The following is a 19,191-nucleotide window of genomic DNA, read 5'->3' on the forward strand; positions in this document are numbered from 1 at the left end:
CGACGTTGCGCACACCATAGCGACATGCTTCCCCGCCCGCAGCGGTTCGCGCCATCGGGTCAAGACCCCATCCCTGACCTACCGCGGGCCCGTCCCGACCTGGTGCGTGTCGACGACGTGCGCGCCCGCGACGGGTCCGACGGCGCTCAGCACCACGTCGTACGACGCCGACAGCGCGGCGAGCACCTCCGCCGAGCCCTCCTGCGAGTCGCAGAGGAAGACGCACGTGGGGCCCGAGCCGCTGACCATGCCGCGCAGGGCGCCGCCGGCCTCGCCGCGGTCGATCAGGTCGCCCAGCTCGGGGCGCAGGTCGACGGCCGCCTCCTGCAGGTCGTTGTGCAGCGCGCGCGCCAGCCGGACGGGCTCGCCGCTGGCCAGGGCGGCCAGGAGCTCGGTCGGCTCGGCGGGCTGCGCCGGCGCGTCGGGGTGGAGCCGGTCGAAGTGGCGGTAGACCTCCGGCGTGGAGAGGCCGACCGCGGCCGGGACGACGACCCACCACCAGGTGCCGTGGTCGACGATCGGCTCGACGACCTCGCCGCGGCCACGGCCGCGCGCCGTTCCTCCCACGAGCGAGAACGGGACGTCGCTGCCGAGACGGGCGGCCTGCGCCAGCAGCACGTCGTCGGGCTGGCGCAGGTCGTGCAGCCGGTCGTGCGCGAGCAGGGCCGCCGCCGCGTCGGCGGAGCCGCCGGCCATGCCGCCCGCGACCGGGATCTGCTTGGCGATCTCCACGAGGTGGGCGCCCCCGCACCGCGCCTCGTCGAGCGCCCGCAGCGCGATGTTGGTGGCGTCGGTCGGCACCCCGGCCACGTCGACGTACGACGAGCCGGAGACGGACAGCGAGTCCTCGGCGACGGTGGAGCTGACCGTGGAGTTGGGGGTGGAGTTGGGGGTGGAGCTGGCGGTGGAGACCGTGACGTCGTCGTAGAGCGAGATCGCCTGGTAGACGGTGTCGAGCGGGTGGAAGCCGTCCTCGCGGGGCGCGCCGACGCCGAGGTGGAGGTTGATCTTCGCGGCCGCCCGGACGGTGGTGCTCACTCCGCCGCCCGGTCCCGGGTGGCCGCCAGCCCTTCGGCGATCCGGGCGAAGTCGCCCACGTCGAGCACCTCGCCGCGCGCGGTGGGGTCGACGCCGGCCGCCTCGAGCGCGGCGGTCGCCGCCTCGGCCGAGCCCGCCAGCCCGCGCAGCGCGGCGCGCACCTGCTTGCGCCGCTGGGCGAAGGCGGCGTCGACGACGGCGAAGACCTCCTCGCGGGTGGCCGTCGTGCGCGGCGGGTCCTGCCGGGTCCAGGCGACGAGCCCGGAGTCGACGTTGGGGGCGGGCCAGAAGACGTTGCGGCCGATCGTGCCCGCACGGCGCACGTCGGCGAACCAGGCGGCCTTGACGCTCGGCACGCCGTAGGTCTTCGACCCCGGTGGCGCGGCGAGGCGGTCGGCGACCTCGGCCTGCACCATCACCAGGCCGCGCTCCAGCGAGGGCAGCAGGGTGAGGAGGTGGAGCAGGACGGGCACCGAGACGTTGTAGGGCAGGTTGGCCACCAGCGCGGTCGGCGGCGGCCCGGGCACCGACTCCACGCGCATCGCGTCGGCCAGCACGACCTCGAAGCGGTCGGCCTGGTCGGGGGCGTACGCCGCGATGGTGGCGGGCAGCCGCCCTGCGAGGAGCGGATCGACCTCGATGGCGATCACCCGGCGGGCGACCGCGAGCAGGGCCAGCGTGAGCGAGCCCAGGCCCGGGCCGACCTCGACGACGACGTCGTCGGCGGTGATGGCGGACTCGCGCACGATCCGGCGCACGGTGTTGGCGTCGATGACGAAGTTCTGGCCGCGCTGCTTGGTGGGGCGCAGGTCGAGCTCCGCGGCCAGCTGACGCACCTCGGCCGGCCCGAGGAGCCTCGGGCCGGCCGGGTTCGTGGTCATGATCGCGAAGCCTAGTGGGGGGTCCCCGATCAGCGCGGCAGGCCCAGCTTGGCCGAGCAGGACGGCCACGAGCCGTAGCCGCCGGTGGCGTCGCGCAGGCGCGTCGCGACCGCGATCTGGGTCTCGCGGGAGGCCTGGTGCGGGTAGCCGGTGCCGCCGTAGGCGCGCCAGGTGCCGAGGTTGAACTGGAGGCCGCCGTAGTAGCCGTTGCCGGTGTTGATGGCCCAGTTGCCGCCCGACTCGCACTGCGCGAGCGAGTCCCACACGGTGCTGCCGCCGGCGAAGTTGGCGGCCAGCTCCTCGGGCTCCTCCTTGGTGCCGACCCGGACGACCCGCGGCTGGGCCTTCACCTTCACGTCGGCCTTGACGACCGTGCGGGCCCGGAGCTCGCCGTTGACGAAGCGCAGGCGGTAGGTGACGTTGCGGACGCCGTCGCGACCGGCGCGCACGACCTCCTGCTTGCCCTCCAGCATCGAGGAGTCCTCGCGCTCGACGACCGGGGCCTCGACCACCTCGCGGGCGACCTTCCTGGTCACCACCCGGATGTCGGTGACGACGATCTTGTCGCCGTCGGCGATCTCGGTGGTCAGCGAGGGACGCACCTTGTCGTGCCGGTCGACGTCGAAGCCGGCGTCGTCGAGCACGTCGGCGACCGTCATCGCGGCCAGCTTGCGCTTCTTCAGCTGCTTGCCGCCCAGCTTGAGGTGCACCACCTTGGGGGTGACGACCTCGAGGGCGAGGCCGTCGCGACCGATCGCCGAGCTGCGGCTGGCCGACAGGTCGGCGCCGGCGAAGCGGCGCCCGATCTCACCGAGGGCACTGGCCACGTCGGTCGAGTTGACCCAGTAGGTGTGCGCCGTGCCGTCGACCGAGAGCTCGAGCGGTCGCCCGAACTGCACGGCGATGGCCGAGCCGTCGCTGACCGGCTCGTCGAGCGCTGGAGCGACCAGGTCCTTGTCGGTGAGCTCGACACCCTCGGCCTCGAGGACGTCGCCGACGGTGCCGCCGATGGCGCTGACCTGCCGAGGGTCCCCGTCGAGGGTGAGGGTCACGTCCTTGGTGAGGGCGGCGTAGCCGACCGTCGTTCCTCCGACGGCTGCCACGACGAGCGCCCCGAGGGTCGCCAGGACGGTCTTGGACCTGCTGAGCTGCGCGAGACGAGAGCGCACGATTCTCCGAACGTCGTTCTGTCCGGGCCTCGGGGGCAGCACCCCCCGGCCGAGCGTGCGCGGCATCCACGGGAAGAGCCGTGGGAGTCGCGCGACGTGCGAGCGGGGGTCTCGCAGGACCGGCCCGAACCGGTCCTCCTGCTGCCGGACATCGCTCCCGATCCCGGCCAACAATCACAAGACGATAACGATGACGGGCGACGACGCAAACTCCTGAGGGCGGATTTCTGGGGAGACCCTCCCCACGTCCACCCGCGGGGAGGGCACGCCCGCCCGTCGACGGACCGGCTACCAGGGTCCCCCGAAGGCCACCTCGGTGGTGGCGTCGATCGCCCGGCAGAGGTGCTCCAGGTCGGCCTGCAGCACCTCGGCCATCGCCCGCACGGTGTGCGGCACCAGGTAGGACGCGTTGGGTCGTCCGCGCCACGGCGTCGGGGTCAGGTAGGGCGCGTCCGTCTCCACCAGCACCCGGTCGACGGGCGTGATCGCCAGCGCCTCGCGCAGGGGGGCGGCGTTCTTGAACGTCACCGTGCCGGCGAAGCTGAGGTGGGCCCCGCGGTCGAGGCACCGGCGCGCGAAAGAGGCGTCGCCGGAGAAGCAGTGCATCACCCAGCGCTCGGGGGCACCCTCCTCGTCGAGGACGCGGAGCACGTCGTCGTGGGCGTCGCGGTCGTGGATGACCAGCGTCTTGTCGAGCCGCTTGGCGAGGTCGATGTGGCGGCGGAAGCTCTCCTCCTGGGCGGTGCGGCCCTCCTCGCCCGTGCGGAACGTGTCGAGCCCGGTCTCGCCGATGGCGCGCACCTTCGCGTGCGACTGCGCGAGCCGCTCGATCTCGTCCAGCGCCTCCTCCAGCCGCCCGGCCTCGGCGAGCCGGGGCGCCTCGTTGGGGTGCAGCGCCACGCCGGCGACCAGGGCGTCGTGCTCGGCCGCCGCGGCCACCGCCCAGCGGGCGCCCGGCAGGTCACAGCCGATCTGCACGATCCGCGGCACGCCGACGGCCGCCGCCGCCGCGATCGCGTCGCCGGTGTCGAGCCAGTCGCCGTCGGCGATGTCGAGGTGGCAGTGGTTGTCGACGACGGGGTGCGGCAGCGGCTCCGGCGCAGGCGGGCGCTCGCGGTCGCGCCGGGCTCCCGACCTCTCCTCGGTGGCGGCGCGGCTGCGGGTCGGCCCCTGCTCCGATGCCTGGTCACCGGTGGACAACGTCGTACACCTCCCGCTTGGGCAGCCCGGCCCGACGGGCGACCTCGGCGATCGCCTCCTTGCGGGTCGAGCCGGACGCCTCCAGGCCCGCCACGGCCGAGCGGATCGAGCCCGGGTCGGTGTCGACGGCGGGGGCGCCGCTGGAGCCCTCCACCACGATCGTCACCTCGCCGCGGACGCCGTCGGCGGCCCAGGCGGCCAGCTCGGCCAGCGGCCCCCGGCGCACCTCCTCGTGCGTCTTGGTGAGCTCGCGGCACACCGCGGCCGGGCGGTCGTCGCCCAGCGCGTCGGCCATCGCCGCCAACGCGGCCTCGGTGCGGTGCGGCGCCTCGAAGAAGACCATGGTCCGCTCCTCGGCGGCCAGGGCGGCCAGGCGACGCCCGCGCTCCCCGGCCTTGCGGGGCAGGAAGCCCTCGAAGCAGAACCGGTCGACCGGGAGGCCGCTGACGGCGAGCGCGGTGAGCACCGCGCTCGGCCCCGGCACCGCCGTGACGCGCACATCGTGCTCGACCGCGGCCGCGACCAGCCGGTAGCCGGGGTCGGAGACGCTGGGCATCCCGGCATCGGTCACCAGCACGACCCGCTCGCCGGCGAGCAGCGCCTCCAGCAGCACGGGCGTGCGCGCCTGCTCGTTGCCCTCGAAGTAGGACACCACCCGCCCGCGCAGCGTGATGCCCAGGTCGGCGCAGAGCCGCTTGAGCCGCCGGGTGTCCTCGGCGGCGACCACGTCGGCGCCGGACAGCTCCTCCGCCAGCCGCGGTGGCGCGTCGCCGGCCTGCCCGATCGGGGTGCCCGCGAGGACCAGGACGCCAGTCAAGCGGGGTCCCCGCGGCGTTGTTCGGAGGAGCGGAGCGGAGGAGAAGAACGTCGGGGGGTGCTCATGGGTTCACCGTAGATGTTCGCCGCGGGGGTCCGGCTCCCGGCTCCGCCGCGGTCGGCGACGACGCGGCCGCGCCCGGCCGTGCGTACGCCCGTGGCCTCGCGCGGGTCTGGCTAGAGTGCCTCGCGTGACTCCGACAGCGGCCGAGCGCAATCGACCGCGCTGGCGATCGGAGGACCCGGTGCTCGGGTGGGCGGGCGCGCTCTGCCTGGCCGCCCTCGCCTTCTTCCTGCGGCGCTGGCACCTCGGCACGCCCCACGCGTTCGCCTTCGACGAGACCTACTACGCCAAGGACGCGTGGTCGCTGCTCAACCACGGCTACGTGCGCGACTACGTCGAGGACGCCGACAAGACGATCCTCAACGGCAGCCTCACCGGTTTGTTCGAGGACGGACCGTCGATGATCGTGCACCCCGAGGTCGGCAAGTGGCTGATCGCCGCGGGGATCAAGGTCTTCGGGATGGACCCCACCGGCTGGCGCACGGCGTCGGCGGTGGTGGGCGCGCTCATGGTGCTGCTGATGTGCCGGTTCGTCCGTCGCGTCACCGGCTCCACTGTGCTGGGTCTCGTCGGCGGGCTGCTGCTCTCGATCGACGGCCTGCAGCTCGTGCTGTCGCGGCTGGCGCTGCTCGACATCTTCCTCGCGTTCTTCACCCTCTGCGGCGTGCACTGCGTGGTCGCGGACCGCCAGTGGCTGCGCGACCGGCTGGCGTCCGGCGGCGGCCGTCGCGGTCTCTTCTGGTGGCGCCCGTGGCTGGTCGCCGGAGGCGTCGCGTTCGGGCTCGCCTGCGGCACCAAGTGGTCGGCCGTCTACGGCCTGGCCGTCTTCGGTCTGCTCGCGTGGCTGTGGAGCGCCGGCGCCCGCCGCGCGTTCGGCCAGCGCCGACCGCTGCTGCGCTCGGTCGTCCTCGACGGCATCCCGGCGTTCGTCGCCCTCGTCGGCGTCGCGCTGGCGACGTACGTCGCGTCGTGGACGGGCTGGCTGATCCATGCCGACGCCTACGAGGAGGCCTTCAGCAACACGCAGTACACGTCCTACGGCGGCGGCGAGCCGTGGCCCACCGCGAGCGAGCCCGACGCGGAAGGGCTGGGCGAGGTGGCCCAGTCGCTGCGCTCGCTGTGGTCCTACCACCGGGACGTCTACACGTTCCACAGCCACTTCCTCGACGACTCCTCCCACGTCTACGCCTCCAAGCCGTCGACCTGGCTGGTGATCGGCCGTCCGGTCGGCGTCGACGCCCAGACCGACATCCAGCCGGGATCGCAGGGGTGCGAGGCACCGTCCGGCTCGAGCTGCATCCGGCAGGTCCTGCTGATCGGCAACCCGGTGATCTGGTGGGGCGGCTGCCTGGCCATGGTCGCCTCGCTGCTGCTGTGGATCGGCGCCCGCGACTGGCGACACGGGGTGGCCGTCGCCGGCCTCGCCAGCACCTGGCTGCCGTGGTTCGCCTACGACGACCGGCCCATCTTCTTCTTCTACGCGATCACCGCCCTGCCCTTCCTGGTGCTCTCGATCGTGCTCGCGATGGGCCACCTCATCGGCACCTCCGACGTCCCGACCCCGCGCCGCACGTTCGGCGTGGTGGTGGCCGGCAGCTACACGGTGCTCGCCCTGATCGCGTTCGCGTGGTTCTGGCCGATCTGGACCGACGCGCTGCTGACGAAGTCGGAGTGGAACGCCCGCATCTGGTTCCTGCGCTGGATCTGACGCCCGCCCGCTCCCCCCGAACCCGGCACGAATTGTCGCGGTTGTCTCAAGATGGTCCGCACTTCCGCGCGTGCCCATTCTCTTTGCGCTCGCGTCCGATGACGATGGGCCGACCCGGGCTGCTGCCGGGTGTCGACGCGAGGAGGGGGCGTTGCGATGGACTCGACGATGATTCATGTCTGCCTGCAGACCGAGGGAGCGCCCAGGGGCGACGACCACGAGCTCGGCGAGCGCTGGGTGTGCGGGTGCGGCGACAACTTCGTCTACCGCGAGGGCTTCAACCGCGCCGGCTACGTCTGTGTCGAGTGGTGGCCCGCCCCCGCGATCCCGCGGCCGCGTCGCTCGATGCGTCGCGGACTGCTCTTCGGCCAGCGCAAGGGCTGACGCCGCAGGTCGTCACCAGGTCGTCACCAGGTCGTCACCAGGTCGGTCACCAGGCGCCCGGGAACCTCGTCGACCCGACGATCGCGAACAGCGAGACCACCAGCGAGACGACGACGGCGATCAGCGCCGCCTCCCCGACCCACCGCCGACCGGGCACCGCCAGCAGCACCAGGCCGGCGACCCCGACGACGGCGGGCAGCACCCAGAACGACAGGACGGCCGACAACAGCCCGGCCAGCACCGCGAGCCCCACGCCGGCGACGGCCGCCCAGAGCAGCGGCACCGGGCGCGCGCCACGCGGCAGGCCGACCTCGGTGACGGGTCCGGACGCCGGCAGCTGGTCGGGGGCCAGCACCCGCAGCAGGAGCGTGATCGTCGCCGGGTCGGCCACCACGACCACGTCGCGGAAGCGGTCGGCGACCGCGTGGCGGCGTACGACCTCGTCGAGCCGGTGCCCGCGGTCCACGCCGGGGAAGCGCACCGGCGCGAGCAGCACCTCGGGATGGGCGGGGCGTCCGAGCGCCTGGACCACGCGCTTGCCCTCGACCGTCGGGGCGGTGACGACGGTCGCGGAGGAGCCGAGCCCGGACCGCACGCGCGCGAGCTCGTCGGCGCCGGCCTGCGTGCTGACCACGAGGATCCGCTGGTAGTCGGTCACGCTCAGACGGTAGTCCGCCCCACGGGGTCCCACGACCGGCGCCGCGGCGGCAGACTGTCGGACGAGTCCCCTGATCCCTCTGGAGCAGACCATGCCCATCACCCGAGGCTTCCACCGCCGTCGTCCCGAGCCGCAGCACGGCCGCCTGCCACCGGGGCAGTACGACACCGGGTCGTCGTGGCCGGTGCTGAGCGCCGAGGCCACCCCGCAGCAGCCGGCGGAGACGTGGACGCTGAGCGTCGACGGGCTGGTGGCGTCGCCGCACACGTGGAGCTGGTCGGAGCTGCACGCCTTCCCCGGGTCGACGTTCTTCGGCGACATCCACTGCGTCACCACCTGGTCGAAGTTCGACACCACCTTCAGCGGCGTCAGCGTGGACGACCTCCTCGACGTCGCGGCGCCCGAGGGCTCGGCCGGCTACGTGATGGCGCACTCGATCACCGGCTACACCACCAACCTGCCGCTCGCCGACGTCACCGGCGGCAAGGCGTGGGTGGTGTGGAGCTTCGACGGCGAGCCGCTCCCCCGCCAGCACGGTGGGCCGCTGCGGCTGCTCGTGCCGCACCTCTACTTCTGGAAGTCCGCCAAGTGGCTCTCCCGGCTCGAGCTGATGGCCGAGGACCGGCCGGGCTTCTGGGAGCAGAACGGCTACCACGACCGCGGCGACCCGTGGCTCGAGCAGCGCTACCAGGGCGACTGACGTGGCCCCGGCGCCCCTGGCGGCCTGGACCGACGGCCGCATCATCGCCAAGGACATGCCGACCCCGACCACGGTGCGGCTGCGGATGCACGTCGAGGGCCGGCCCCGCCACCTGCCCGGGCAGCACTACCTGGTGCGGCTGCGTGCCCCCGACGGCTACACGGCCCAGCGGTCGTACTCCCTGGCCTCCGACACCGACGACCCGCTCCTCGAGCTGCTCATCGAGCGGCAGCCGGACGGCGAGGTCTCGGAGTTCCTCGCCGACGTCGCCGAGGTGGGCGACGTGCTCGAGCTGCGCGGGCCGATCGGCCGCTGGTTCGTCTGGGACACCGAGACCCCCGTCCTGTGCCTCGTCGGCGGCACCGGGGTGGTGCCCGCCGTGGCGATGGCGCGCACGGCACGACGGCTGGGCCGCACCGACCTGCTGCGCATCGCCGCGGTGGGCCGCAGCCGTGAGGAGCTCCCCTATGCCGCCGAGCTCGAGCGTCACGGCGCCACGATGGCCTGGACCCGCGCCGACGTGGACGGCCGGCCCGCCGGACCGTTCACGGTCGAGGAGCTCACCCCGCTGCTGGACGGCGTCGAGCTCGGCTTCGTGTGCGGCTCGGCCCGGTTCGCGGCGTACGCCGAGAAGCTGCTCGTCGCGTGCGGCCTCGCCCCCGCGTCGATCCGGGTGGAGCGCTTCGGGCCCACGGGCGACTCGGCCTGAGCCGGGGCAGCGGGGGGCCTCGGCGTCCGCGCCCCGACTCAAGCGGTCACATGTCCGCTCAACCACCCGGATCCGGGTGTCCTAGCGGGGACGAGGGTGTCTTGGCTGGCCCGCCCTGAAGGCTCGGGGCAGGCCCAGCGTGGGAGGCGCCGATCGTGTCGCCACCCGAACGACCGAGGTGTGCGAGCAGTACGGCTCAGGCGTCGTAGGGCTGGCGCAACCCCTGGAGCGGCCCCACGGCAGGGTCGGACATGTACGCGCTGGTCGCCAGCACGGCCTCTGCGGCGTCGGCGGCCGACGAGCCCGACGCGTAGATCTCCCGGGCGATCAGGCCGGCGACCACGGGCGCGGAGAACGACGTGCCGGACCACCGCGCCATGCCGGTGTTGAAGACCCGGACGTCGCCCTTGCTGGGCGTCTCCTCGCAGGTGAAGGTGCCGTCGGGGAACGCGTTGACGATGTTGCGTCCCAGGGCGTAGACGTCGGCGGAGACGCCGTAGTTGGAGTAGCTCGAGACGCGGCCGTCATGGTCGAGCGACCCGACGCCGATCGCCCACGGGGCTGCGGCCGGCCAGAACGGGGCGGGCGACGCGTCGTTGCCCGCGGCCGCGACGAGCACGCAGTCGCGCTCCTTGAGCAGGGTCTCGTAGAAGACCTCGAAGGCGAGGGAGGGGAGGTCGTCGTGGGTGCGGCAGCCCGCGGAGAGGTTGATGACCTTCGGGTCGCGGGCGAGGGCCTCCTCGAGCTGGTCGACGATCCGCGACTCGAGGATGCCCCCGCCGCCGGCGCCGCCGATGCAGAACCCCTCGACGTAGATGTCGGTGTGGGGGGCGAGGCAGCGGATGATGCCCGCGATGAACGTGCCGTGCCCGGCGTACTCGCGAAGGTCGGGCCCGTTGAGCTCGTCGTCGCCCTCGACGTCCGCCAGCCACGGGGTGCGCGGGTCCGTCGCGGCCGGCGGGTGCCAGCCGGAGTCGACCACCGAGACCCGCACCGGCTTGCGCTTGCGCCTGCGGGACTCGCACTGCCCCGGCCACGGCTCCTTCAGGCCCGTCTCCTCCGGCTCGATCGCCGGGCAGAGGGTGCCGCCTCCCGGCGCGACGTGGATCCAGTGGTCGAGGGTCACGTCGCCCGGCGGGAAGTCGCCGATGCGCCGCAGCTCGGTCACGACGTCGGGAAGCGACAGCCCGGCGCGGCGGGGTGGGAGCCGGTAGCGGGTCAGCCGGCCCTGGACCGACTCCTCGGCCCGCGTGAGCTCACCGTCGAGCAGCTCGTCCTTGGTGGCCGCGACGGCCCGCTCGAACGCCTCCACGGCGCTCGCGCGCACCAGCAGGTGATCGGGGTCGAAGAGGAAGGTGAAGTCAGCGGGAGCCTCGGTGTTCCACGCCACGGCATCGCCGTTGGCCTCATGGAAGTTCAGCACTTGGTCGGTCAGCTTGCGACGGGCGTCGTCCTTGATCTCGTGGTCGTGAGCCATGCTCGGACACTAGACCCACTCGGGGGCGGCGAGGACGGTTTGCCGCGGTCGGATTTCACCGCGCGGAACGGCCTGCGCGCACCGGCGCGTCCACGTGGCGCCGAGCGTGCCTGGGGAGCGGCGTACGTCAGTAGGATCCCGGTGGGGGCGCGCATCGGGGGTGCACCCGCGAGAGGGGGCCCGTTGACCGACCGGTCCGTGCGCGCCAAGCAGTCGCAGGACGAGGCGGCCGAGCTCCTGCGCGGGATGTTCGTCGACCTCGCCGGCGCACGGGCGCGCGCCCACGACCTGGTGCGCAGCAGCAGCGACCCGATCACCCTGTCCTACGCCCGTCAGGTCCTCGGCATCGCGCACCGTGAGCAGGGCGACCTGCCGCGGGCGCTGCGCGAGCTGCGCACCGCGATGCGCCTTGCCGAGGAGGCGGGCAGCCGCACGCGCCGGGCCGACGTCCAGGCCACGCTCGGCGGCACCCTCGCCACGGCCGGACGGACCCGGGAGGGCCTCGAGCACCTCGACGCGGCCATCGCGGTCCTTCGCGGCACGGAGCGCGCGACTGCGCTGACGCGGCGCGGGTGGGTCTACATCACGGCGCAGGGCCGCTTCGACGAGGGCGCCGCCGACATGACCAGGGCCGTCGAGCGGTTCGCGGCCGAGGGCGACCAGGTGTGGCACGCACGGGCGCTCAACCTGCTGGGCTACGCGTGCCTGTTCCGCGGCGCCCTCGAGGCCGCCGACCGGCACTTCGCCCTGGCCGGACGCATCAGCACCGAGCTCGGCGACGACTTCACCCACGCCGTCACCGTCCAGAACCACAGCTACGTCGCCTACCTCGCCGGCGACCTGCCCCGCGCGTTCGCCCTGCTGGGCGAGGCCGCCGAGGCGTTCGCCAAGACGGGCGCGACGACAGCCGACCTCGTCATCGACCGCAGCACCGCCTACCTCACCGCCGGGCTGCTGCCGGAGGCGCGCGAGAGCGTCGCGTCGGCGCTCGAGGAGGGATCGTGGCCTGCCAAGGAGCAGGCCGACCTGCTCAGCGTCCAGGCCCGCGTCGCGCTCGCCGCCGGCGACCACGACCGTGCGGAGTCGACTGCGTCTCGCGCCGCGCGGATCCTCACCCACCAGGGACGCGAGTGGTTCGCCGCACGCGTGCAGCTGGTGGCCCTCACCGCCCGGCACGCTCGCAGCCGACGCACGTCGCCGGCGCTGCGGCGAGACGCCCTCGCGTTGGTCGAGCGGTCACGGCGCCTGCGCATCCCCGAGCACGTCCAGGTGCTGCTCCTGGCGGCCACCATCGTCGGGGACGCCGAGCCCGGCCTCGCCGACGAGCTGCTGCGCGAGGCCGAACGTGCGAAGCGGCACGACGCGGCCCTGACCCGGGCGCTCGGATGGCTCGCCACGGCCCGCCGGCAGATGGCTGCCGGGCGCACCGCGGCCACCCTGCGCGCCTGCGAGCGGGGGCTCTCGGCCATCGCGGAGCACCAGAGCCTGCTGGGGAGCGACGAGCTGCGCGCCCTCGCCTCCGCGCGCGGGCAGGAGCTGGCCACGCTCGGCCTCCGCTCGGCACTGGCCGCGGGCCGTCCGCGCCAGGTGCTGCACTGGACCGAGCGCTGGCGGGGCACCGTCGTGGACGCGCCGAGCGTCGTGCACCGCGACGACGACACCGCCCGTGACCTGGCCGCCCTGCGGTCGCAGACCCAGCAGGCCAACTCCGCCCGCGACGCCGGACAGCCCACCGCGCACCTCGAGCGCCGCATCGCCGAGCTGGAGCGCCGCATCCGCGAGAGGCACCTGCTGCGCAGCGGACGGGCGTCGGGTGCCCACGACCCGGCCGGTGCGGACGGTGCGCGCACCGAGGTGTCCGAGCTGCTCGACACCCTGGCCGAGCACGACACGACGCTCGTCGAGCTGTTCACCCTCGACGGCGACCTCCACGCAGTGGTGGCACACCGCGGGCGCGCCCGGCTCGTGCACGTCGGCGACCTCGCCAAGGCGGTGCAGGCCCAGGAGTACGCCCGGTTCCTGCTCACCCGGGCCGGGCGGGGGCAGTCGGTCGCACTGGCCCAGGCCGGCGCCCGCCTCCAGGCCGCGCTGCTCGGCGACCAGGCGGTGCCCGGCTCGGGGCCCGTGCTGGTCTCGGCCCCCAACCAGCTCCAGCGCCTCCCCTGGGCGCTGCTCCCGGCGCTGACCGACCGGGCCGTGTCGAGCACGCCGTCGGCGCGGCTGTGGCTGCGCGCGTCGCGCCGACGTCCGGCCAGCGACCGGCGCAGCTTCATCGTCGGCCCGGGGCTGGCCTCCGGGGGCGCCGAGGTCGAGACCCTCCGACGCCACGACCCGGACGCCGCCCACCTGGCCGGCGACACCGCGACGGTCCAGGCCTGCCTGGCCGGCATCGACGGCGCCGCGCTCGTCCACATCGCGGCGCACGGCAGCTTCCGCAAGGACAACCCGCTGTTCTCCTCCATCGAGCTCGCCGACGGTCCGCTGATGGTCCACGACCTCGAACGGCTCGCCCGCCCGCCGCACCGGGTGGTGCTCTCGGCGTGCGAGACCGGCGACATGCAGCCCGTCGGCGCCGACGAGCTGCTCGGCCTCAGCGTGAGCCTGCTGGCGATGGGCAGTGCCGGCGTCGTCTCGAGCCTGGTCAAGGTGCACGACCACGCGACCGCCGAGGTGATGACGCACCTCCACGCCGCGCTGCGAGACGGCGAGAGCGGTGCCGCGGCGATGCTCCTGACTCGCCAGGCCGTCGCGGACGACCAGCTCCTCCTCGCGACCGCGGTGAGCTTCACCGCCCTGGGGACCTGACCCCGCCGCAGACGCAGGACCGCCCGCCACCTGTGCGGGCAGGTGACGGGCGGTGCTGTGCGTACGTGGTGGAGCTGAGGGGATTCGAACCCCTGACCTTCTCATTGCGAACGAGACGCGCTACCAACTGCGCCACAGCCCCAAACGCCTCACGGCGCGTCGCAAAGATACACGAGCGCGTCGGCGCCCACCCAATCCCCCCGGCGGGACGTCATGCGGGCGCCCGGTCGGGACCGGGATTCCCATGACGTCCGGGTGGGATGGGGGTGGGACGGGGCCGGGAGGGGTCAGGGAGGGGTCAGGCGCCGCTGGCGCGGCGGGTCTCGGCGGCGTCGCGGGCCGACTTCTCGGACTGCTCGGCGGAGCGGGCCAGGGCGGAGTCGCCGTCGTGGTGGCCGCTGGACCACACGCCGGTGGAGTCGAGGTCGATCGTGGAGACGGTGCGCCGCTGCACCGCCGGCTTGCCGACGTAGGTCGGCAGCGTGGTGGGCACCATGTCCCAGCCGCCGACGACCGGCACCTCACCGGTGAGCACGGCCGGGGCGTCCGCCGCGGCGGGGGTGTCCCCCGCCTCGGCAGGCTCGACGGTCTCGACGGTCACGTCGGGCGTGCGCGGCGAGGGCGGCGTCACCGAGATCTCACCCGTGGCGTCGAGCTCCTCCTCGACGACCGGCGGCACGCCGACCTCGAGGGCGGAGCGGGCGGCGCGCTGGCGCCGCTCGGCGCGCACCGAGACCCGGCAGGCGACCAGCCAGGCGACGAGGACGCCGGCCGGGACCGCGACCCACGGCCAGGCGACGACGCGGGCTGCGGCCAGCCCGATGACGACGAGGTTGGCGAGCAGCACGACGGCGAGCACGTTGCGGCGGCGCTTGGCGGCGCGGCGTGCGGACGCCCGCTCGGCGGCCGGTGACGGTCGGCGCGAGGACGTACGACCGGGGACGGCCGCGGAGGAAGAGGAGGGGGACGAAGTGGCGGTGACCTCGCGCGTCACCTCGGTGGTGATCGAGGTCGACACGACCGCGGACGCCGCGTCGGCGTCGGGGAAGGCCTGGGTGCGGGCCTTGGTCTCGACCGGCGGCCGCAGCCCGGTGCGGATCGGCGAGACGACCAGCCGGGCGTTGCGGCGGTCGACGGGCTCACGGCGGGCCAGGACGCGCATGGTGTGGGAGAACTTCTCGACCGAGCGGCTGCGCACCACCTCGTCGTGGTGCTTGAGAGCCTTGGGGATCAGGTAGACGGCCCACGCCACGGCAAGGGCGACGAAGATGAGAGCGCTCAGGTCCACGGTCGAAGCGTATGAGCGTGGAGCGCGACCGGGACGGATGTCAAGTGGTGTGTCGCAGAACTACTGGTGTGACTGGTGTGTTCCGAGCCGCGCGAGCACACCCTCCGGCGCCTCCTCGGCGGTGATCGCGAAGATCCGGTGGTCGCGCCAGTCCCCGTCGATGTGGAGGAACCGCGGGGCGTAGCCCACCTGGTGCAGCCCCAGCTTCTCCACCACGCGCAGCGAGTTGGTGTTCTCGGGCCGGATGCAGATCTCGAGCCGGTGCAGGCGCACCGGACCGAGGCAGTGGTCGATCACCATGCCGACCGCACGCGGCGCCACTCCCCGGCCCGCGACGTCGGCGGAGACCCAGTAGCCGATGGAGCCCCACTGCGCCGAGCCGCGAGCGACGTTGCTGACCGTCACCTGACCGGAGAATCGGCCGTCGACCTCGATCACGAACGGCAGGCACAGGCCCTGCCGGGCCTGGTGGAGGAGGGTGCGGGTGACGACCTTGTAGGACGAGGGGCGCGGCGCGGAGCCCGGCGGGACGGTCGCGTCCCACGGGCGCAGCCAGTCGTGGTTGCGGGCGCGCACGGCCTGCCAGTCGTCGGCGTCGCTCCGGCGCAGCGAGCGCACGACGATCCCCTCCGACTCCAGGCGGGCGGGCCAGCCCGGGGCGCTCAGTGGTCGCTCCCCACGACCTGCTCGACGGCGTGGCGCACGACGGGCTCCAGCACGCCGAGCCCGTCCTTCACGCCGCCGCGCGAGCCCGGGAGGTTGATGACGAGGCACTGCCCGGCGATGCCGGCGAGGCCGCGGGACAGCATCGCGGCCGGTACGCCCTGGGCCACGCCCGCGGCGCGGATCGCCTCGGCGATCCCGGGCACCTCGCGGTCGAGCAGCGGCGCCGTGGCCTCGGGGGTGCGGTCGGTGGGGGTGAGTCCGGTGCCGCCGGTCGTGAGGACCAGGCGGGCCCCGGCCGCGACGGCCGCGGCGATGGCGTCGCGGACCGGGTCGCCGTCGGGCACGACCGCCGGCTCGCCGCAGTCGAAGCCCTGCTCGCGCAGCCACGCGACGATCACCGGACCGGTCTCGTCGGCGTAGGCGCCCGCCGCGGCGCGGTTGGACGCGACGACGACCGCGGCCGGGAGGCTCACCGCTGCCACCGCGTCACCGGGTCCACGAGCCCGACCGGCCACCGGTCTTGGTCTCGACGCGGATGTCGGTGATCGTCGCGGCCTTGTCGACGGCCTTGACCATGTCGACGACGGTGAGGGCCGCCACCGAGACGGCGGTGAGGGCCTCCATCTCGACGCCGGTGCGGTCGGTGGTGCGCACGGTCGCGGTGATCTCGACCGCGTCGTCGGCCACCTCGAGGTCGACGGTGACACCGGAGATCGCGAGCGGGTGGCACAGCGGGACGAGCGCGGGGGTCTGCTTGGCCCCCATGATCCCGGCGATCCGGGCCACTGCCAGCGCGTCGCCCTTGGGCACGCCCTCGCCACGCAGCAGCTCGACCACGGCCGGGCTGACGAGCACGCGGCCGCTCGCCGACGCCGTACGCGTCGTGACGGGCTTGTCGCCGACGTCGACCATGCGGGCGGCGCCGTGCTCGTCGACGTGGGTCAGCCGCGGGTCGTCCATCAGAACTCCTCGTCGAGGCGGCGGATGGCGACCATCTCGCCGGCCGGGATCGCGGTCGTGGCGGCCGGCACCTCGATGAGGCAGTTGGCAGCCGCGAGGTCGCCGATCAGGTGCGAGCCGTGGCCGCCGACGGGTGAGACGAAGGCGCCTCCGCGGTCGGTCTCGTAGAGCCCGCGCACCAGCTGCACCTTGCCGTCCGGGGAGGACAGCCCGTGGGTCAGGCGGGCGCGGCCGGCGGGGCGGACGTAGGGCAGCTTGCCCATCATCCGGCGGATCGCCGGCAGCACGAACATCTCGAAGGAGACGTAGGAGGAGACCGGGTTGCCGGGGAGGGTGAAGACCGGGGTGTCGTCCTCGCCGACCGTGCCGAAGCCCTGGGGCTTGCCGGGCTGCATGCCCACGCCTCCGAACCACATCGACCCGTGGTGCGACAGCGACTCCTTGACGACGTCGAAGTCGCCCTCGCTCACGCCACCGCTGGTGACGACGAGGTCGGCGCGGACGAGCTGGTCGCTGAGCGCCTCGGTGAAGGCGTGCGCCTCGTCGGGGACGATCCCGACCCGGTAGGCGATGGCGCCGGCGGCGCGCGCCGCCGCGGCGAGCAGGTAGGAGTTGCCGTCGTAGATCGAGTCGCGACCGAGCGGGGTGCCGGGGTCGCGCAGCTCGGAGCCGGTGGAGATCACGACCACCCGCGGACGCGGGCGCGTACGCACCGTGGAACGACCGACGGCGGCGAGCATCCCGAGGTGGCGCGGCCCCAGGACGGTGCCCTCCTCCAGCAGCATGTCGCCCTCGGCGATGTCGTCGCCGGTCGGCCGGATGTGCTGGCCCGGAGCCGCCGCGCGGGTGATGCGCACGGACGCGACGCCGCGGTCGGTCCACTCGTAGGGCACCACCGCCGTGGCGCCGGCCGGCACCGGTGCGCCGGTCATGATCTTCACCGCCGAGCCGGGCGAGATCGCCAGGATCGAGGACCGCCCGGCGCCGATCTCGCCGACGACGGGGAGCGTGACGGGAGCGTCCTGGCTCGCGCCGGCGACGTCCTCGGCGACCACGGCGTAGCCGTCCATCGAGGAGTTGTCGAAGCTCGGCAGCGAGATCGGGGCGACCACGTCCTCGGCCAGCGCCAGGCCGAGCGCCTCCATCAGCGGCTGCGGGAACGCGGGAAGTGGGGAGACCGTGGCCAGGATGCGCTCGACGTAGTCGGCGACGGGCAGCAGGTCAGCCATCGCTGTCCTGGTCGTCGGGCCGGGTGCCATCCGGCTGCTCGCCGAGCACCGCGCCGGCCTCGACCCGCTGGGCGGCCGGGGCCGCGAGCGACACGTCGCCGACGACACGGACGCCGGGGCCGAAGGTCCAGTCGCCCTCGACCGTGAACGACCCCGCCTCGCGCAGCGACGGCGCGCCCTCGGGGAAGCGCTTGTCGAAGTCGCGCACGAGCTTGTAGAAGTCTCCGTCGAGGGAGACGAAGGGCACCTGCTCACCCGCCTGGTCGAGCACGTAGTCGCGACGCAGGTCGTAGACGTCGGAGCGCAGGACCAGCAGGTCGTCGGTCGTCTTGACCGGCACGAAGCGGTCGCGACCCACCTCGATGGTGCGGGCCCCCTCGAACACCTCGATCGCGGCGCCCATCGCGGTCTCGATCTGGATGACCTCCGGCGTGGAGGGGTCGGCCGGGTCGAGGTGCTTGACGTTCTTGATCAGGGGCAGGCCCAGGATGCCGCCACGCGCGTCGAGCGCCTCCACCATCGCCTGCAGGTCGAACCACAGGTTGTTGGTGGAGCAGTACTGGTGCCGGCTCAGGTCGGCCAGCGCCTCCCTGTCGGCGTCGAGCGTCTGGGCCGACTCGCGCAGCACGATGCGTCCGTCGGCCTTGCGGCGCGCGAAGTGGCCGCCCTTGCGGTCCGACGGCGTACGCCGCACCGCCTCGATCGCGAACGGCGCTCCGCTCTGCGCGAACCAGCCCGCCACCCGGGCGTCCGGCACGGCTCCGAGGTTGTCGGAGTTGGAGACGAAGACGTGGCGGTAGCCGGCGTCGAGCAGCCGGGCCAGCAGCCCGGTGCCGCGCAGCGCGGTGTAGATGTCGCCGTGGCCGGGCGGGCACCACTCGAGGTCGGGATCCTTGGGGTAGGCCGCGGGCATCAGGTCGGCGGCCAGCAGCTTGGGCTCCTTGTTCTGCAGGAACTCCAGCGGCAGGCCGTCGACCGGCAGGTCCTCGTAGCGCGCCAGCGCCGCCATCGTGTCGGCGGAGGTGCGGAAGGAGTTCATGAACATCAGCGGCAGCGTGGCGTCGTGCTCCTTGCGGAGGTGCAGCACCTGCCGGGCGATGATGTCGAGGAAGCTCAGGCCGCGGCGCACGCACAGCAGCGACTTGGCGCGGTCCATCCCCATCGAGGTGCCGAGCCCGCCGTTGAGCTTGATGACCGCCGTCCTGCGGATGGCCTCGGCGCCGACCTCCTCGGGGACCTCGACGTCGTCCAGCGACTCCATGTCGAGGGGCTCGATCGAGGCCTCGGGGATCATCCCGGTCTCGCCGTGCTCGAGGAGCCGGTAGTAGTGCGCGAACGTGTCGATCGCGACCTCGTCGACGCCGGCGTCGCGCATCTTCTGGCGCGCGAGCTGGAGGCCCTGCGCACTGCCCTTGCTTGCCATGGATCGATCGTAGGCT

At 73.8% G+C, this 19,191-nt stretch carries 18 protein-coding genes and 1 tRNA gene; 5 read left to right on the forward strand and 14 right to left on the reverse strand.

The genetic code is table 11. From position 1 onward, the window contains the following. Positions 1 to 78: 78 nt before the first annotated feature. The 5 genes from AC54T2_RS01395 to rsmI all read right to left on the reverse strand — a co-directional run bounded on the left by AC54T2_RS01395 (position 79) and on the right by rsmI (position 5,105). Entirely contained in the window at positions 79 to 1,038 is a 960-nt protein-coding gene (locus tag AC54T2_RS01395) for a 4-(cytidine 5'-diphospho)-2-C-methyl-D-erythritol kinase (protein ID WP_496665325.1), read from the reverse strand. Beyond that, positions 1,035 to 1,919: a 16S rRNA (adenine(1518)-N(6)/adenine(1519)-N(6))-dimethyltransferase RsmA gene (gene rsmA, locus AC54T2_RS01400; protein WP_186339169.1), complete on the reverse strand. Its 885-nt coding sequence runs from the start codon at positions 1,917 to 1,919 to the stop codon at positions 1,035 to 1,037. The genes AC54T2_RS01395 and rsmA overlap by 4 nt, the downstream gene beginning before the upstream one ends. A gap of 29 nt (positions 1,920 to 1,948) precedes the next feature. Further along, complete coding sequence (locus AC54T2_RS01405; protein WP_277395302.1) at positions 1,949 to 3,088, reverse strand: resuscitation-promoting factor; 1,140 nt, start codon at positions 3,086 to 3,088, stop codon at positions 1,949 to 1,951. A gap of 288 nt (positions 3,089 to 3,376) precedes the next feature. Further along, positions 3,377 to 4,288: a TatD family hydrolase gene (locus tag AC54T2_RS01410; RefSeq protein WP_186339170.1), complete on the reverse strand. Its 912-nt coding sequence runs from the start codon at positions 4,286 to 4,288 to the stop codon at positions 3,377 to 3,379. Continuing rightward, positions 4,275 to 5,105 carry a 16S rRNA (cytidine(1402)-2'-O)-methyltransferase gene (gene rsmI, locus AC54T2_RS01415; RefSeq protein ID WP_489975180.1) on the reverse strand — a complete coding sequence of 277 codons (831 nt, stop codon included), beginning with the start codon at positions 5,103 to 5,105 and terminating at the stop codon, positions 4,275 to 4,277. The genes AC54T2_RS01410 and rsmI overlap by 14 nt, the downstream gene beginning before the upstream one ends. Positions 5,106 to 5,295: 190 nt before the next feature. Here rsmI and AC54T2_RS01420 point away from each other — a divergent pair, with 190 nt between their 5' ends. Both AC54T2_RS01420 and AC54T2_RS01425 read left to right on the forward strand, forming a co-directional pair. Then, positions 5,296 to 6,876, forward strand: a complete 1,581-nt coding sequence (locus tag AC54T2_RS01420) for a dolichyl-phosphate-mannose--protein mannosyltransferase (protein ID WP_496665326.1) — start codon at positions 5,296 to 5,298, stop codon at positions 6,874 to 6,876. A 156-nt stretch (positions 6,877 to 7,032) separates the two neighbouring features. Continuing rightward, the gene (locus AC54T2_RS01425; protein ID WP_186339173.1) at positions 7,033 to 7,260 is read left to right on the forward strand and encodes a hypothetical protein; all 228 of its coding nucleotides are present in this window, start codon (positions 7,033 to 7,035) and stop codon (positions 7,258 to 7,260) included. Between the two features lie 46 nt (positions 7,261 to 7,306). Here the strand turns inward: AC54T2_RS01425 and AC54T2_RS01430 are convergent, their stop codons facing one another. Continuing rightward, on the reverse strand, positions 7,307 to 7,918 hold the full coding sequence (locus AC54T2_RS01430) for a hypothetical protein (protein ID WP_186339174.1): 612 nt from the start codon (positions 7,916 to 7,918) through the stop codon (positions 7,307 to 7,309). 91 nt (positions 7,919 to 8,009) lie between these two features. Between AC54T2_RS01430 and AC54T2_RS01435 the strand changes: the two genes are divergently transcribed. Together AC54T2_RS01435 and AC54T2_RS01440 are read left to right on the forward strand one after the other, a co-directional pair. After that, positions 8,010 to 8,618, forward strand: coding sequence for a sulfite oxidase-like oxidoreductase (locus AC54T2_RS01435; RefSeq protein ID WP_496665327.1), 609 nt, complete (start codon positions 8,010 to 8,012; stop codon positions 8,616 to 8,618). Position 8,619: 1 nt separating this feature from the next. Beyond that, complete coding sequence (locus AC54T2_RS01440) at positions 8,620 to 9,327, forward strand: FAD-binding oxidoreductase (RefSeq protein WP_496665328.1); 708 nt, start codon at positions 8,620 to 8,622, stop codon at positions 9,325 to 9,327. Positions 9,328 to 9,523: 196 nt separating this feature from the next. On the opposite strand, the gene AC54T2_RS01445 is transcribed toward AC54T2_RS01440, so the two are convergent. Then, complete coding sequence (locus AC54T2_RS01445) at positions 9,524 to 10,804, reverse strand: S8 family peptidase (RefSeq protein WP_496665329.1); 1,281 nt, start codon at positions 10,802 to 10,804, stop codon at positions 9,524 to 9,526. Positions 10,805 to 10,987: 183 nt separating this feature from the next. On the opposite strand from AC54T2_RS01445, the gene AC54T2_RS01450 reads away from it, so the two are divergent. After that, the gene (locus tag AC54T2_RS01450; RefSeq protein WP_496665330.1) at positions 10,988 to 13,609 is read left to right on the forward strand and encodes a CHAT domain-containing protein; all 2,622 of its coding nucleotides are present in this window, start codon (positions 10,988 to 10,990) and stop codon (positions 13,607 to 13,609) included. A 66-nt stretch (positions 13,610 to 13,675) separates the two neighbouring features. Here the strand turns inward: AC54T2_RS01450 and AC54T2_RS01455 are convergent. The 7 genes from AC54T2_RS01455 to AC54T2_RS01485 all read right to left on the reverse strand — a co-directional run bounded on the left by AC54T2_RS01455 (position 13,676) and on the right by AC54T2_RS01485 (position 19,175). After that, positions 13,676 to 13,751: transfer RNA gene (locus tag AC54T2_RS01455), tRNA-Ala, on the reverse strand. A gap of 156 nt (positions 13,752 to 13,907) precedes the next feature. Then, positions 13,908 to 14,897, reverse strand: a complete 990-nt coding sequence (sepX, locus tag AC54T2_RS01460) for a divisome protein SepX/GlpR (RefSeq protein WP_496665331.1) — start codon at positions 14,895 to 14,897, stop codon at positions 13,908 to 13,910. A gap of 60 nt (positions 14,898 to 14,957) precedes the next feature. Continuing rightward, entirely contained in the window at positions 14,958 to 15,515 is a 558-nt protein-coding gene (locus tag AC54T2_RS01465) for a GNAT family N-acetyltransferase (protein ID WP_489975185.1), read from the reverse strand. Between the two features lie 44 nt (positions 15,516 to 15,559). Continuing rightward, entirely contained in the window at positions 15,560 to 16,036 is a 477-nt protein-coding gene (locus AC54T2_RS01470) for a MogA/MoaB family molybdenum cofactor biosynthesis protein (protein WP_186339179.1), read from the reverse strand. Positions 16,037 to 16,049: 13 nt separating this feature from the next. Then, positions 16,050 to 16,523 (reverse strand): cyclic pyranopterin monophosphate synthase MoaC, encoded by a 474-nt coding sequence (moaC, locus tag AC54T2_RS01475; protein WP_496665332.1) that lies wholly within the window; start codon positions 16,521 to 16,523, stop codon positions 16,050 to 16,052. Next, entirely contained in the window at positions 16,523 to 17,752 is a 1,230-nt protein-coding gene (gene glp, locus AC54T2_RS01480) for a molybdotransferase-like divisome protein Glp (protein ID WP_186339181.1), read from the reverse strand. Before glp ends, moaC begins: the two co-directional genes overlap by 1 nt. Continuing rightward, the gene (locus AC54T2_RS01485) at positions 17,745 to 19,175 is read right to left on the reverse strand and encodes a UTP--glucose-1-phosphate uridylyltransferase (RefSeq protein ID WP_496665333.1); all 1,431 of its coding nucleotides are present in this window, start codon (positions 19,173 to 19,175) and stop codon (positions 17,745 to 17,747) included. The genes glp and AC54T2_RS01485 overlap by 8 nt, the downstream gene beginning before the upstream one ends. Positions 19,176 to 19,191: the final 16 nt, after the last annotated feature.

This window comes from Nocardioides sp. Z35_8 (genome assembly GCF_059621125.1).

What these genes read in the sequence shown, in the direction of transcription:
- AC54T2_RS01425 (WP_186339173.1), top strand. Translation starts at nt 7,033, where the DNA reads ATGGACTCGACGATGATTCATGTCTGCCTGCAGACCGAGGGAGCGCCC.
- moaC (WP_496665332.1), bottom strand. Translation starts at nt 16,523, where the DNA reads ATGGACGACCCGCGGCTGACCCACGTCGACGAGCACGGCGCCGCCCGC.
- rsmA (WP_186339169.1), bottom strand. Translation starts at nt 1,919, where the DNA reads ATGACCACGAACCCGGCCGGCCCGAGGCTCCTCGGGCCGGCCGAGGTG.
- AC54T2_RS01445 (WP_496665329.1), bottom strand. Translation starts at nt 10,804, where the DNA reads ATGGCTCACGACCACGAGATCAAGGACGACGCCCGTCGCAAGCTGACC.
- glp (WP_186339181.1), bottom strand. Translation starts at nt 17,752, where the DNA reads ATGGCTGACCTGCTGCCCGTCGCCGACTACGTCGAGCGCATCCTGGCC.
- AC54T2_RS01435 (WP_496665327.1), top strand. Translation starts at nt 8,010, where the DNA reads ATGCCCATCACCCGAGGCTTCCACCGCCGTCGTCCCGAGCCGCAGCAC.
- AC54T2_RS01485 (WP_496665333.1), bottom strand. Translation starts at nt 19,175, where the DNA reads ATGGCAAGCAAGGGCAGTGCGCAGGGCCTCCAGCTCGCGCGCCAGAAG.